General features: G+C 63.9%; 8 protein-coding genes. All 8 read left to right on the top strand.

The window, feature by feature from the left end; genetic code table 11:
- The first annotated feature begins 80 nt into the window (after positions 1–80).
- The 8 genes from VFO93_RS02545 (at position 81) to VFO93_RS02510 (ending at position 13,605) form a co-directional block, all read left to right on the top strand.
- Positions 81–2,324, top strand: coding sequence for a tail fiber domain-containing protein (locus VFO93_RS02545; protein WP_325132744.1), 2,244 nt, complete (start codon positions 81–83; stop codon positions 2,322–2,324).
- Between the two features lie 80 nt (positions 2,325–2,404).
- Positions 2,405–3,895 carry a T9SS type A sorting domain-containing protein gene (locus VFO93_RS02540; protein WP_325132743.1) on the top strand — a complete coding sequence of 497 codons (1,491 nt, stop codon included), beginning with the start codon at positions 2,405–2,407 and terminating at the stop codon, positions 3,893–3,895.
- A 410-nt stretch (positions 3,896–4,305) separates the two neighbouring features.
- Positions 4,306–5,985, top strand: coding sequence for a family 43 glycosylhydrolase (locus VFO93_RS02535; RefSeq protein WP_325132742.1), 1,680 nt, complete (start codon positions 4,306–4,308; stop codon positions 5,983–5,985).
- Positions 5,986–6,168: 183 nt separating this feature from the next.
- Complete coding sequence (locus VFO93_RS02530) at positions 6,169–7,221, top strand: aldose epimerase family protein (protein ID WP_325132760.1); 1,053 nt, start codon at positions 6,169–6,171, stop codon at positions 7,219–7,221.
- 132 nt (positions 7,222–7,353) lie between these two features.
- Entirely contained in the window at positions 7,354–9,078 is a 1,725-nt protein-coding gene (locus VFO93_RS02525) for a ribulokinase (RefSeq protein ID WP_325132741.1), read from the top strand.
- Positions 9,079–9,777 (top strand): L-ribulose-5-phosphate 4-epimerase, encoded by a 699-nt coding sequence (locus VFO93_RS02520; RefSeq protein WP_325132740.1) that lies wholly within the window; start codon positions 9,079–9,081, stop codon positions 9,775–9,777.
- Positions 9,778–9,861: 84 nt separating this feature from the next.
- On the top strand, positions 9,862–11,349 hold the full coding sequence (araA, locus tag VFO93_RS02515; RefSeq protein ID WP_325132738.1) for an L-arabinose isomerase: 1,488 nt from the start codon (positions 9,862–9,864) through the stop codon (positions 11,347–11,349).
- A 198-nt stretch (positions 11,350–11,547) separates the two neighbouring features.
- Positions 11,548–13,605, top strand: a complete 2,058-nt coding sequence (locus VFO93_RS02510) for an alpha-L-arabinofuranosidase C-terminal domain-containing protein (protein ID WP_325132737.1) — start codon at positions 11,548–11,550, stop codon at positions 13,603–13,605.
- The last annotated feature ends 22 nt before the right edge of the window (positions 13,606–13,627 follow it).

The raw sequence follows: 13,627 nt of genomic DNA, 5'->3' as shown, positions 1-13,627 counted from the left end.
TGCTACTTCTAGCGACACTATCATCATATTTTTTTCAAACAATTAAGAGTAAGGCTCTTGTAAGAAATTTTTATCCTTTTATGAAAAACGCTACTAAACTTTTCTTGTTGACGTTGGGGCTCGGGGCAATGGCGCACCATTCGGCACACGCGCAGCTGGGCGTGGGCACGGGCACTACCGCCCCCCGCACTATGCTCGATGTGAATGGGGCCATTTCGGTAACCGAAACCACGGCGGCCGTGAGCGCCAACGCAGCTACTATTCCCACGGGCTTTGGCCTGGTGCGTCTCACGGGCTCGCCCACGGCGGCGGTGGCCCTCACCACGGCCGCCACGCCGGCCCCGGTGGCGGGGCAGCACCTGGTGGTGGTGAACCCCACCGCGCAGCCGGCTACCCTGGCCGGCCAGTCCATCGCGGCCGGGCAGGCGCTGGCCTTCGTGTACGCCAACGGCGGCTGGGTAGCCACGGCCGGCAAGGCTGATTTTTACGCCGCCGACGGCACCCTGACCGGCGACCGCGCCGTGGCGATGGGCGCCAGCAACCTGCTCTTCAACGCCACCACCGGCTACGTGGGCCTGAACGGCAATACGCCCGGCACCTACCGGGTAGAGCTGCAAAACGCCAACCCCGGCACGGGCGCCAACACCCGCCTGGGGCTGAACAACGACATCGGCAACGCCTTTCTGTTCCTCAACTCGAGCACGCGCACGGCCGATGGTGGCGTGAACGCGCTGACGCTGCGCAACAACATCGGCGACCTGCGCCTGCAAAGCCAGGGCGGCGCGGGCCTTACCGTGGCCGCTAACACGGGCACGCTCACGGCCAGCAGCCTGGTAGGCATGGGCACGCGCTCGGTGATAGCCGACGCCAGCGGCGTGCTCAGCGCCGTGTTCCCGACCACCGCCAACACGCCCAACCTCTACACCGCCGACGGCAGCCTGACGGCCGGCCGCAACGTGGCAATGGGAGCTAATAACCTAAGCTTTAGCTCGACCACCGGCCGCACGGCGTTCGTAGGCAACGGCAATACGGTGCAGGGCATCGACCTGGCCAATGCCAGCCCCGGCGCCAACGCGCACACCCGTCTCAGCCTGGGCAACGACGCGGGCTCGGCTTTTCTGTACCTCAACTCGAGCGCCCGCGCCGATGGTGTGAACGGTCCTAATGCCCTGACGCTGCGCAACGATGTGGGCGACCTGCGCCTGCAAAGCAAGGGCGGTGCGGGCCTCACGGTAGCCGCCACCACGGGCCTGGCCACGCTCAGCAGCGGCCTCATCATCGACAACAGCGACTCCAACAACGGCACGCTCACGGCCGGCAATGCTAGCAACGGCTACATCACCTTTGGCCTGGGTAGCGGCGAGGCCATCGGCTCGACGCGCACCGTGGGCGGAACCAACCGCCTGGGTCTGGACTTCTACAGCGGCTTTATCAAGCGCATGAGCATCGCACAGGGCGGTAACATCGGCATCGGTACCACCGCGCCCGCCTACCCGCTCGATGTGGCTGCCGTGGGTGGCACGCTGAACGGCACGTATGCCTTCTACGCCCTTAATACGGTCACCAACCTCACCAATACCGGCATTGCCGCCAACACTGGGAGCGTGTCCATCCGGTCGGCGGGTCGCATCGCGGCCCCCGAGTTCAACGCCCTCTCCGATGCCCGCCTCAAAAACGTGACTGGCCTCTCGGATAACAAGCGCGACCTGGGCTTGCTCAAGCAGATTGAAGTAACCGACTACCAGATGAAAGACAAGGCGCAGTACGGCAACCGCGCCTTCAAGAAAGTAATCGCCCAGCAGGTAGAAAAAGTATATCCGCTGGCCGTGAACAAAGGCACCGGCTACGTGCCCACCATCTACAGCACCAGCACCGTAGCCCCGGCCGCCGGCGGCCAAAGCGTGGTAACGCTGGTAGCGCCCCACCGCCTGCAAGTGGGCGACAAGGTGCGGATGATAGGTGAAAAGAACGGCACCGTCGAAACCACGGTAACGGCCGTGGCCGACGCCCGCAGCTTCGCGGTGGCCCTGCCCCAGCCCGAAACCAAGCTCTTCGTATTTGGCCCCGAGGTGAAAGACCTGCGCACCGTTGACTACGAAGCCTTGTCGATGCTCAACGTGAGCGCCACCCAGGAGCTGGCCAAGCAGGTAGAAGCCCTGCAAGCTGCCAATGCCCAGCTGGCCGCCACCAACGCCGGCCTCAAAGCCAGCCTCGACGAGAAGGCCTCGGCCAGCACGCTCGGCGAGATGCAGGCCGCCCTGCAAGCCCTGCGCACCGAAGTACAAGCCCTGAAAGGTGCCGGCATCACGGCCAGCACCAAGTAGGCGCGCCGGCCACCGCCCGGCCCGGTGCCGGGCGGTGGCCCTGCGTGTAGTTTGCTCACTATGTACTAGCTAGCTATTTTATGAAGCCTTTTTATTTTCTTACGCGGGCGCGCTGCTGGCCCGGCCTGGCAGTACTGGGTTTGGGTTTGGCCGCCGGCCACGCCGGCCGGGCCCAGGCCACGCTCACCAACCCGGCGGGCGGCGTTTTCAACCAAACCGGTAGCCTTTATAACACCGGCACGGTGCGCAACGCGGGCACCTACCAGCCCACCAGCGGCACGCTACTGGTGGCGGGCGGCGACTTTATCAACACCGGCGCCATCGGCACGGGCGCGGCCACGGTGCGGCTCGTCGAAGGCAACGCCACCACCAGCCACGTGCTGGCGCTGGGCGAGGCGGCGCTGCCCAACCTCGACCTCGACGTGCCCGCCGGCACTACCCTCACCAGCGGCGGCACCGTGCTCGGCACCCTCACGCTGCGCAGCGGCCACCTGCTCGGCGCTGCCAGCTCGGTGCTGACGCTGGGGCCAGCCGCTACCATCGTGGGCGAAACCGACGCGCACTACATCAAGGGCCGGGTGGCCCAGGTGCGTAGCCTCAGCGGCAGCCAGCCCGTGGACATGGGCGGCCTCGGCGTGGCCGTCGACCCCGCCGGCAGCACCTTTCCGCTCACCGTGGAGCGCCGGGCGGGGCTAACCCAGGCGGGCGTCAGCTACGGAGCCAACCCCAGCATGCCCACCCAGCACGGCATCGACCGCGTGTGGGCCCTGAGCAGCACCACGACCAGCCTGGCCACGCCCGCCGTGCTCACCCTGAGCTGGCTGCCGGCCGACGACCACGGCCTGTCCTTCGCGGGCACCAACGCCCAGGTGTGGCGCTCCGACGACGGCGGCGCGAGCTGGACTACGCACGGCCCCGCGCAAAGCGGCGCCGCCCGCTCAGTATCAGTCGAAACCACCCAGCTCAACGCCCTCTACACCGTGAGCTCCAGCGCCGCGCCGCTGCCGGTGCAGCTCACCAGCTTCGTGGCCCGGCTGCAAAGCTCTGAGGCAGTGGCCCTGAGCTGGAACACAGCTTCGGAGCTCAATACCGACCACTTCGAAATCGAGCGCAGCCTCGATGGCCAGCACTTTGCGCAGCTAAGCCAGGTAGCGGCCCAGGGCACCAGCACCACGGCCCACACCTACGCCTACCGCGATGCCGCCCTGCCCGGCGGCGTGCCCACGCTCTACTACCGCCTGCGCACCGTCGACCACGATAAGTCGGCCGCCTACAGCCCGGTGCGGACGGTGGCCGTGCCCGGCCGGGCGGCCGAGTTCAGCCTGAGCGTAGCGCCCAACCCGGCCGCCGCCGGCACTTCGGCCAGCCTGTGGGTAGCCAGCCCGGCCCCGGCCGCCGGCACGCTCACCGTCCTCAACGCCCTGGGGCAGGTAGTGGGCACCCGCCGCGCCACCCTGCTCGAAGGCAGCCAGCACCTGCCGCTCGATATGCAGCACCTGCCCGCCGGCGTGTACACTCTGCGCCTACAGGCCCACGGCCGCACGGCCACGGCCAAGCTGCTGGTGCACTAGCAGCTTGGCCGCCCGGGCCGCCCAACGCTCCCCGACGGAAAACCTTAGCCAGCCGGCTGGGGCGCTCCGCCGGGGAGTTTTGCTTTTGGCTGCCTCACCACCTGGGTTTGCCGGCCTGCGGTGCCTGCCCCCACCGCGCCCGTGGCCTGGGGCTGAGGGCGCTGGCCGGGCGGTGAGGTAGCGGGGTGGGTGCCGGGCGCAGCCGGTATTTTTTGCTGTTTCGTAAAATCCTGATTAATATTGCTCACTTGTTTTTGGCCCGCCTATTTATCGCCGTGCGCTAAGCTTGAAGGAAATCTTCCCCGGCTTGCCCCATCGGCGCTTTTTTAGGCAGTTTCGCACAATCGATTGTGTAGAAGCTGCGGGCTTACCTGGTTTGCACGTTCCTTCTTTCCCCACCCACCACTACTATGCTGAACCCGATACTACGGCGCACCCACTGGCTGCTGGGGCTAGTGCTACTGCTCAGCGCGCTGGCCCCCCGCGCGTACGCCCTGCAAGGCCTGATTGGCGTGCACGACCCCTCGACCATTGTAAAGAGCGGCAACACCTACTGGGTATTTGCCACCGGGCAGGGCATCTACAGCATGTCTTCGACCGACCTCGTGAACTGGACGCCCGGCCCGCGGGCCGTATTTATGAACAACGCCTACCCGAGCTGGATAAACGCCAAAGTGCCTGGCTTCGCGGGCAATTTTTGGGCGCCCGAGTGCCGGTTTATGAATGGCAAGTACTACCTCTACTACTCGTGCTCGACGTTTGGCTCGCAGGTATCGACCATCGGGCTGGCCACCAACGTGACGCTTGACCCGACCTCGCCCAGCTACCAGTGGGTGGATGAAGGCGAGGTTATCTCGACTACCACCAGCAGTACCGTCAACGCCATTGACCCGGCCATCTTCGGCGATGCCAGCAACAACCTGTGGCTGGCGTATGGGTCGTACTTCGGCGGCATTCGCATCACGCAGCTGAGCGCCACCACCGGCAAGGTGCTGAACGCCAGCACGCAGTATGCCGTGGCCAACGGTGGGGTAGAGGCCGCCTACGTGAGCTACCACAACGGCTACTACTACCTGTTTGTGAACCGGGGCACCTGCTGCCAGGGCACCAACAGCACCTACCACGTGCAGGTGGGCCGCTCGGCCACGCCCACCGGCCCCTACCTCGACCAAAGCGGCGTGGACTTGAACAGCAGCGGCGGCACGCTGCTGCTGGGGGGCGCGGGCCGCTTTGTCGGGCCGGGGCACGCAGGTATTTTCTCCGAAAACGGCGTTACTTATTTCAGCCACCACTACTACGATGGCTACGACAACGGCGCGCCCAAGCTGGGCCTGGCCAAGCTGACCTGGGGCCCCCTGGGCTGGCCCACCGTGAGCCGCGACTGGCTGGCGGCCGGCCGCTACACCATCAAAAACCAACTCAGCAACCTGGTGTGGGATGCCTGGGGCTGCACCGGCGTGGCCGGCCAGCAGGTGGCGCAGGGCACGCCCTCGGGCCTCACCTGCCAGCAGTGGGACCTGACGCTGGTGGGCAACGGCTATTACCAAATCACGAATGCGCTGGGCGGCCTGGCGGCCGACGCGACCGGCTGCCTGCCCGATGCGGGCACCAAAATCCAGCTCTGGCCCACCAATGGCCTGGTGTGCCAGCAGTTTATAGCCGAGCGGGCCAGCGATGGCAGCATCGTGTTTGCCGCGGCCAACGGCAACCGCGTGGTGGAAGTGCCCAATGCCTCGACCACGCCCGGCCAGCAGCTGGGGCTGTGGGACTACAATGGCTGCAACTGCCAGCGCTGGCTGCCGGCCCTGGTGGGGGGCGCGCTGGCGGTGGCCCCGGCCCGGCAATTGGCCGGCGTCAGCATCTACCCGGTGCCCTCGGCGGGCAGCTTCACGGTAGAGCTGGGCAGCCTGGCCGGCGCGGGGCCAACCGTAGTGCACGTGTATAACTTGCGGGGCCAGCCGGTGCACGAGCAGCAGTTTGGCCCGCAGCAAGCCAAGCTGGCCGTTGAGGCTGGGCTCGGCGCGGGCATCTACCTGGTGCGCGTGAGCCGCGCGGCGGGCACGTTTAGCCAAAAAGTAAGTGTGCTCTAATTCGTCTTTTTCTATTTTTTCATGCCCACCTCTCCCCGTTTTGCACTGCTGGCCACCGGCCTGGGTGCCACGCTGCTGCTGGCCAGCTGCGATTCTAAACCCACCACCAGCCAGGACACGGCGGCTACTACCTCCTCGGCCCCAGCCGACTCGGCCGCCGCTGGCACCAACGCATCATCTGCCATGCCCACCTCCACCTCCTTCGGCAAAACCGCCGATGGCCAAGAAATTCAGCTCTTCACCCTCACCAATGCCAAGGGCATGAAGGCCACCATCAGTACCTACGGTGGCACGCTCACCAGCCTGCTCGTGCCCGATAAGGACGGAAAAGTGAGCGACGTAGTGCTGGGCTTTGACAAGGCCGAAGGCTACCTCAGCCCCGAGTTCCGCAAGTCGAACCCCTACTTCGGCGCGCTGATTGGGCGTTACGGCAACCGCATCGCCAAGGGCAAGTTCACGGTTGATGGCAAGGAGTACCAGGTGGGCGTGAACAACAACGGCAACTCGCTGCACGGCGGCAAGCTAGGTTTTGACCAGAAAATCTGGACCGCCAAGCCCGGCTCTGACAGCGACGGCCAGACCCTGACGCTGACCTACCTGAGCAAGGACGGCGAGGAAGGCTACCCCGGCAACCTCAACGTGACGGTGACCTATACCCTCACCAACGACAACGCCCTCAAAATCGACTACGCCGCCACTACTGATAAGGCGACGCCCGTCAACCTCACCAACCACGCCTACTTCAACCTGGCCCTAGGTCAGAGCAAAGACGTGCTGGCGCACCAAGTTACCATTCCGGCCGACCGCTACACCGTGGTGAACGACCAGCTCATTCCGACCGGCGAGTTGAAGCCGGTGAAGGGCACGCCGTTCGACTTTACCACGCCCCACGCCATTGGCGAACGCATTGCGCAGGTGCCCGGCGGCTACGACCACAACTGGGTTTTGAACCAAGCCACCGGCGAGCACAGCGCGGCTACCGTGTACGAGCCCACCACCGGCCGCACCATGGAAGTAACCACCGACGAGCCCGGCGTGCAGTTTTACACCGGCAACTTCCTGGATGGCACGCTGAAAGGCAAGGATGGCGTGGTGTACGGCAAGCACGCCGGCTTCTGCCTCGAGACCCAGCACTTCCCCGACTCGCCCAACCAGCAGGCGTTCCCGAGCACCGTGCTGAAGCCGGGCGAAACCTACCACACCACCACCAGCTACACGTTTGGGGTGCGGAAGTAATCTGTCTGTCATGCTGACGAAGGAAGCATCTTTTCACGCTAGGTTAAGCTAGCTGTGCAAACCGGATGAGATGCTTCCTTCGTCAGCATGACAAACGCTATTAATACAACTATCAATATTAATTAACCACTCGTGCCAGAACAAACCGCCTCCCCGGCCTACGTTATCGGCCTCGACTACGGCACCGACTCGGCCCGCGCTTTGCTCGTGGATGCCCGCACCGGCGCCGAAATCGCGCAGGCCGTGCACTACTACCCGCGCTGGAAGCAGGGCCAGTACTGCAACCCCGCCAAAAACCGCTTTCGCCAGCACCCACTCGACCACCTCGAAAGCCTCGAGGCTACGGTGAGCGAGGTAGCCAAGAAGGTGCCCGCCGAGCAAATCCTGGGGCTCGCCATCGACACCACCGGCAGCACGCCGGGCCCCGTGAACGAGCAGGGCCAGTTGCTGGGCATGCTGCCCGAATTTGCCGAAAACCCCAACGCGCTGTTCGTGTTGTGGAAAGACCACACCGCGCTGGCCGAGGCCGCCGAAATCAACCACAAAGCCCGCAATTGGGGCGGCGAGGACTACACCAAGTACGAAGGCGGCATCTACTCGTCGGAGTGGTTTTGGGCGAAAATCATGCACATCGTGCGCGAGGATGAGGCCGTAGCCAAAGCCGCCTACTCCTGGATGGAGCATTGCGACTGGCTCACGCTGACGCTCACCGGCCAGCCGCTGGCCGAGTTTAAGCGCAGCCGCTGCGCCGCCGGCCACAAGGCCCTGTGGCACGCTAGCTGGGGCGGCCTGCCCCCCGAGGAGTTTCTCACGCACCTCGAACCTAAGCTGGCCGGTTTACGCAATCGATTATTCTCGGAAACGTACACAGCCGATGAAGTAGCCGGGCACCTTTCCGAAGAATGGGCGCAGCGCCTAGGTCTGACTACCAATACGGTAATTGCCGTAGGCTCGTTCGATGCCCACGCCGGCGCAGTGGCGGGCGAGATAGAATCCTATTCGATGGTGAAGGTGATGGGCACCAGCACCTGCGACATCGTAGTAGCTCCCACCGCCGAGGTGGGTGACCACTTGGTGGCTGGTATCTGCGGCCAGGTTGATGGCTCGGTTATCCCCGGCATGCTGGGTCTAGAGGCTGGGCAGTCGGCTTTCGGCGACTTGCTGGCCTGGTTCCGCCAGATGCTGGAGTGGCCCCTAGGTGCCGTACAGTCGAAGGTGCTGACCGCTGAGCAGCAAGCCGCTTACCGCCAGGAAGTGAGCGATAACCTTATCGTGCAGCTTACCAAAGCCGCCGCCGCCGTAGACCCCGCCGAAAGCCACGTGCTGGCCCTCGACTGGGTAAACGGCCGCCGCACGCCCGACGCCAACCAAGCCCTAAAAGGTGCCTTGACGGGCCTCACGATGGGTACTTCGGCGCCGCAGGTGTTCCGCGCGCTGGTCGAAGCTATCTGCTACGGCTCGAAGCAGATTGTGGAGCGCTTCGAGAGCGAAGGCATTCCGATTAAACAAGTGATTGGCATTGGCGGCGTGGCCAAAAAGTCGGCCTTTGTGATGCAGACGCTGGCCGACGTGCTCGACCGCCCCATCAAGATTGCCGTGTCGGAGCAGGCGCCGGCCCTCGGGGCCGCTATGTACGCGGCCGTGGCCGCGGGCATCTACCCCGATGTGCTGGCCTCGCAGAAGGCCCTAGGTAGCGGTTTTGCCGAAACCTACACCCCCAACCCCGAGAGCGTGGCCCAGTACGCCACCCGCTACGCGCAGTACCAGGCGCTGGGCAAGTTCGTGGAAAGCGTGACGGATAGCCACGCCGAAGAGCCGGTAATGGAACCCGAAACCCCCGCCATCACCACCGCTTAAATGAGCCAGTTTCAAGACCTAAAGCAGGCCTGCTACGAGGCCAACATGCAGCTACCGGCCCTCGGGCTGGTGCTCTTCACCTTCGGCAATGCCAGCGTGGTAGACCGCGAGAAAAGCGTGTTCGCCATCAAGCCCAGCGGGGTGCCCTACGCCACACTGAAGCCCGAGGATATCGTCATTGTGGACTTCGACAACAATGTGGTCGAAGGCACCAAGCGGCCTTCGTCGGACACAAAAACCCACGCGCTGCTCTTCAAGGAGTGGACGAATATTGGCGGTATCGTGCACACGCACAGCACCTACGCCACGGCCTGGGCGCAGGCGCAGCTCGATATTCCCATCCTGGGCACCACCCACGCTGACCACCTCACCGCCGACGTGCCCTGCGCGCCGCCCATGAGCGATGAGCTCATCGCGGGCGACTACGAGCACCAGACCGGCTGGCAAATCATCAACGAGTTTGAGAAGCGCGGCCTTTCGCCCGCCGAAGTCGAGATGATACTTGTGGGCAACCACGCGCCCTTCACTTGGGGCAAGACCGTGGAGAAAGCCGTGTACCACAGCGCGGTGCTGGAAGAAGTGGCGCGGCTGGCCTACCTCAGCTGCACCTTGAAGCCGGGCGTGGCGCGGCTGAAGGATGCTTTGATTAAAAAACACTACGAGCGCAAGCACGGCGCTAATTCTTACTACGGGCAGTAGGGTTGTTGCGCGGACTTTGTAGTCCGCGTTTCCACTGCTCATCCCAAAACTCATACGCGGACTACAAAGTCCGCGCAACATACCATGATTGACATTTCAAATTACGAAGCCTGGTTTATCACTGGCTCGCAGCACCTCTACGGCCCCGAAACCCTGGAAGAAGTGGCCCGCCACTCGCAGGAAATCGCCCAGGAGCTGGGCACCAAGCTGCCCATCAATATCGTGTATAAGCCGGTACTCACCGGCCCGCAGGAGATTTACAAGCTGATGCAGGAGGCCAACAACACGCCTAACTGCGTGGGCCTGATTGCCTGGATGCACACCTTCTCGCCGGCCAAAATGTGGATTAACGGCCTGAAAATCCTGCAAAAGCCGCTGGCCCACCTGCACACGCAGTACAACCGCGACATTCCGTGGGATGCCATCGACATGGACTTTATGAACACCAACCAGTCGGCGCACGGCGACCGCGAGTTTGGGTTCATCGGCTCGCGCATGCGCCTGAGCCGCAAGGTGATTGTGGGCCACTGGCAGAGCGAGGACGTGCGCGAGCGCCTCAGCATCTGGAGCCGCGTGGCTAGCGCCTGGGCCGACTGGCAGGGCGCGAAATTCGTGCGCTTCGGCGACAACATGCGCTACGTGGCCGTAACCGAAGGCGACAAAGTAGAAGCCGAAATCAAGTTTGGCTACGAGGTGAACACCTACGGCATCGGCGACCTGGTGGCCGAGGTAAACGCCGTGACCGACGAGCAGATTGCCGGCTTAGTAGCCACCTACGAGCAGGAGTACGACCTGGGCGACAACCTGAAGGAAGGCGGCGAGAAGCGCGAAAGCCTGCGCGACGCGGCCCGCATCGAGTTGGGCATGCGCAAGTTCCTGACCGACCGCAACGCCAAGGGCTTCACCGATACCTTCGAAGACCTGCACGGCATGAAGCAGCTGCCCGGCATCGCCACGCAGCGCCTGATGGCCGACGGCTACGGCTTCGGCGGCGAGGGCGACTGGAAGACTTCGGCCCTGGTGCGCGCCATGAAAGTGATGGGCGCCGGCCTGCCCGGCGGCAACTCGTTTATGGAAGATTACACCTACCACTTCGCCCCCGGCAACGAGCAAGTCCTAGGTTCGCACATGCTCGAAATCTGCCCCACCATCGCCGAAGGCAAGGTGCGCGCCGAGATTCACCCCCTAGGTATTGGTGGCAAGGAAGACCCGGTGCGCCTGGTGTTCAACTGCCCCGCCGGCCCAGCCCTCAACGCGACCATCGTGGACATGGGTAACCGTTTCCGCATGATTGTGAACACCGTAGAGGCCGTGGCCCCCGAGCAAGACCTGCCCAAGCTGCCCGTAGCCCGCGTGCTTTGGAAAGTACACCCCGACATGAAAACCGGCCTCGCCGCCTGGATTCTGGCCGGCGGCGCCCACCACACCGGCTACAGCCAAAACCTGACCAGCGAGTACCTAGAGGACTTCGCCGAGATGGCGGGTATTGAGTTCCTGGTTATCGACGAGGACACCAAGCTGCGCACGTTCAAGAATGAGCTGCGCTTTAACGAGGTCGCCTTCAAGGGCTAACATATAGCAGCTTGAGGCTTGCTAACGTGGCGCCTCACCCCTAGCCCCTCTCCGAAAAGGAGAGGGGGAACTAGTGCTAGTTTTAGTCTAGAACTAGAGACTAGTTCCCCTCTCCTTTTCGGAGAGGGGCTAGGGGTGAGGCGCCCGCGTTTGGGCAATATTCCAACTTCATTCTTACCCACCCACTTACCCACTTTTATGCGTTCCACTACCCGCCTCCCCGCCCTGGGCCTGGCGCTGCTCGGCACCCTCGGGGCCAGCGCGCAGTCGGCGGCCCCGGCCAGCCTCACGGTGCAGGTCAACAAGCCCGGCGCGGCCGTCAATAAGAATATGTACGGCCTGTTTTTCGAGGATATCAACTTCGCGGCCGACGGGGGCTTGTACCCCGAGTTGGTGAAGAACAAGTCCTTTGAAATCAACCCCGGCCTCATTGGCTGGCGGGCCTTGCAGGGCGCGGCCAACCTCGACGCCTACGCCGTGCGCAACGAGCAGGGCATCAGCCAGAACAACGCGCACTACCTGCGGCTGACTACCCGCAACGGGGCAGGCGGCGAGGCCGGCATCGAAAACGAAGGCTTCCGGGGCATGGGCGTGAAGGACGGCGGCGAGTACACGCTTTCGTTTTACGCCCGGCGCGGGGCGGGCGATATCAACGGCCTCACGGCCAGCTTGGTAGGCCAGCGGGGCGAAAGCCTGGGCCAGGTAGCGGTGAGTGGCTTCACCAATGAGTGGAAGAAGTACACGGCCGTGGTAAAAGCCACCGGCACCCAGAATAAAGCTCACCTCAAGCTCGTGCTCACCGGCACCGGCACGGTAGATTTGGACGTGGTGTCGCTCTATCCGAAAGACACCTGGAACAAGCGGCCCAACGGCCTGCGCACCGACTTGGTGCAGCTGCTCAAGGACATGAAACCGGGTTTCCTGCGCTTCCCGGGCGGCTGCATCGTGGAGGGGCGCACGCTGTCGGAGCGCTACCAGTGGAAGGAAACCATCGGCGACGTGGCAGCCCGCCTGCCCATGATAAACCGCTGGAACATGGAATTCCGGCACCGCTCGACGCCTGATTACTACCAGTCATTCGGGCTGGGCTTCTTCGAGTACTTCCAGCTTTCGGAAGACATCGGGGCCGAGCCGCTGCCGATTCTGAACGTGGGCATGGCCTGCCAGTACAACTCGGGCGAACTGGCTCCGATGGGCAGCGCCAGCACCAAAGGCGGCCCCAACGCCGGCACCGCGCCCCACGACCACGCCACCGACGACCCGTCGCTGGACGTGTTCATTCAGGATGCACTCGACCTCATTGAGTTTGCCAACGGGCCAGCTACCTCGCCCTGGGGCGCCAAGCGCGCCGCGATGGGCCACCCCGCGCCTTTCAACCTCAAGATGATAGGCGTGGGCAACGAGCAGTGGGGCCCGCAGTACCTGGAGCGCTACATCCCGTTTGCCAAGGCGGTGAAGGCCAAATACCCCGGCATCGACCTGGTGAGCAGCGCCGGCCCCAGCCCCGACGGCGAGCTATTCGACACCGCCAGCAAGCGCCTCGGCGAGCTCAAGGCCGACTACATCGACGAGCACTACTACGCCAAGGCCGACTGGTTTCGCCAAAACGTGGGCCGCTACGACAAGTACGCCCGCGGCGGCCCCAAAATCTTCGCCGGGGAATACGCCGCGCAGAGTGTGAACACGGGTAGCGAAAACAACAAAAACACCTGGGACTGCGCTATTTCGGAAGCTGCTTTCATGACCGGCCTCGAGCGCAATGCCGACGTGGTGGGCATGGCCAGCTACGCCCCGCTCTTCGCCAACGTGGACGCCTGGCAGTGGACGCCCGACCTCATTTGGTTTGACAACCTGAACTCCTACGGCTCGCCGAGCTACTACGTGCAGCAGCTCTACAGCCTCAACAAAGGCACCAAAGTGCTGCCCGTAACCATGCCCGGCGGGGCCAAAAATGGGGCCGATAACCTCTTTGCCAGCGCCGTGGCCGACGAGCCCACCGGCGAGGTGGTGGTGAAGCTGGTGAACTACTCGGCCACGCCGCGTCCCGTCAGCATCAGCCTGGCCGGGGCCAAGGGCCTCGGCAAAACCGGCCGCGCCCAAACCCTGGCCAGCGCCGACCTGCAAACCCAGAACAGCCTGAAAGAGCCCAAAAAGCTCGCGCCGCAGGAAGCCACTTTCGCCGTGAAAGGCTCAACCCTAAGCTATACGCTGGCCCCGTACTCGTTTACGGTGTTGCGCGTGGCGGGCAAGCGCTAAAGCCCGCCAAGCCCACTAAAAA

The sequence above is a fragment of the Hymenobacter sp. genome (genome assembly GCF_035709525.1).
Taxonomy (GTDB): Bacteria; Bacteroidota; Bacteroidia; order Cytophagales; family Hymenobacteraceae; genus Hymenobacter.
The sequence above is the reverse complement of the archived record's forward strand: the minus strand, read 5'-3'. Positions and strand labels throughout refer to the sequence as shown.

What these genes read in the sequence shown, in the direction of transcription:
- VFO93_RS02545 (WP_325132744.1), top strand. Translation starts at nt 81, where the DNA reads ATGAAAAACGCTACTAAACTTTTCTTGTTGACGTTGGGGCTCGGGGCA.
- VFO93_RS02540 (WP_325132743.1), top strand. Translation starts at nt 2,405, where the DNA reads ATGAAGCCTTTTTATTTTCTTACGCGGGCGCGCTGCTGGCCCGGCCTG.
- VFO93_RS02535 (WP_325132742.1), top strand. Translation starts at nt 4,306, where the DNA reads ATGCTGAACCCGATACTACGGCGCACCCACTGGCTGCTGGGGCTAGTG.
- VFO93_RS02530 (WP_325132760.1), top strand. Translation starts at nt 6,169, where the DNA reads ATGCCCACCTCCACCTCCTTCGGCAAAACCGCCGATGGCCAAGAAATT.
- VFO93_RS02520 (WP_325132740.1), top strand. Translation starts at nt 9,079, where the DNA reads ATGAGCCAGTTTCAAGACCTAAAGCAGGCCTGCTACGAGGCCAACATG.
- araA (WP_325132738.1), top strand. Translation starts at nt 9,862, where the DNA reads ATGATTGACATTTCAAATTACGAAGCCTGGTTTATCACTGGCTCGCAG.
- VFO93_RS02510 (WP_325132737.1), top strand. Translation starts at nt 11,548, where the DNA reads ATGCGTTCCACTACCCGCCTCCCCGCCCTGGGCCTGGCGCTGCTCGGC.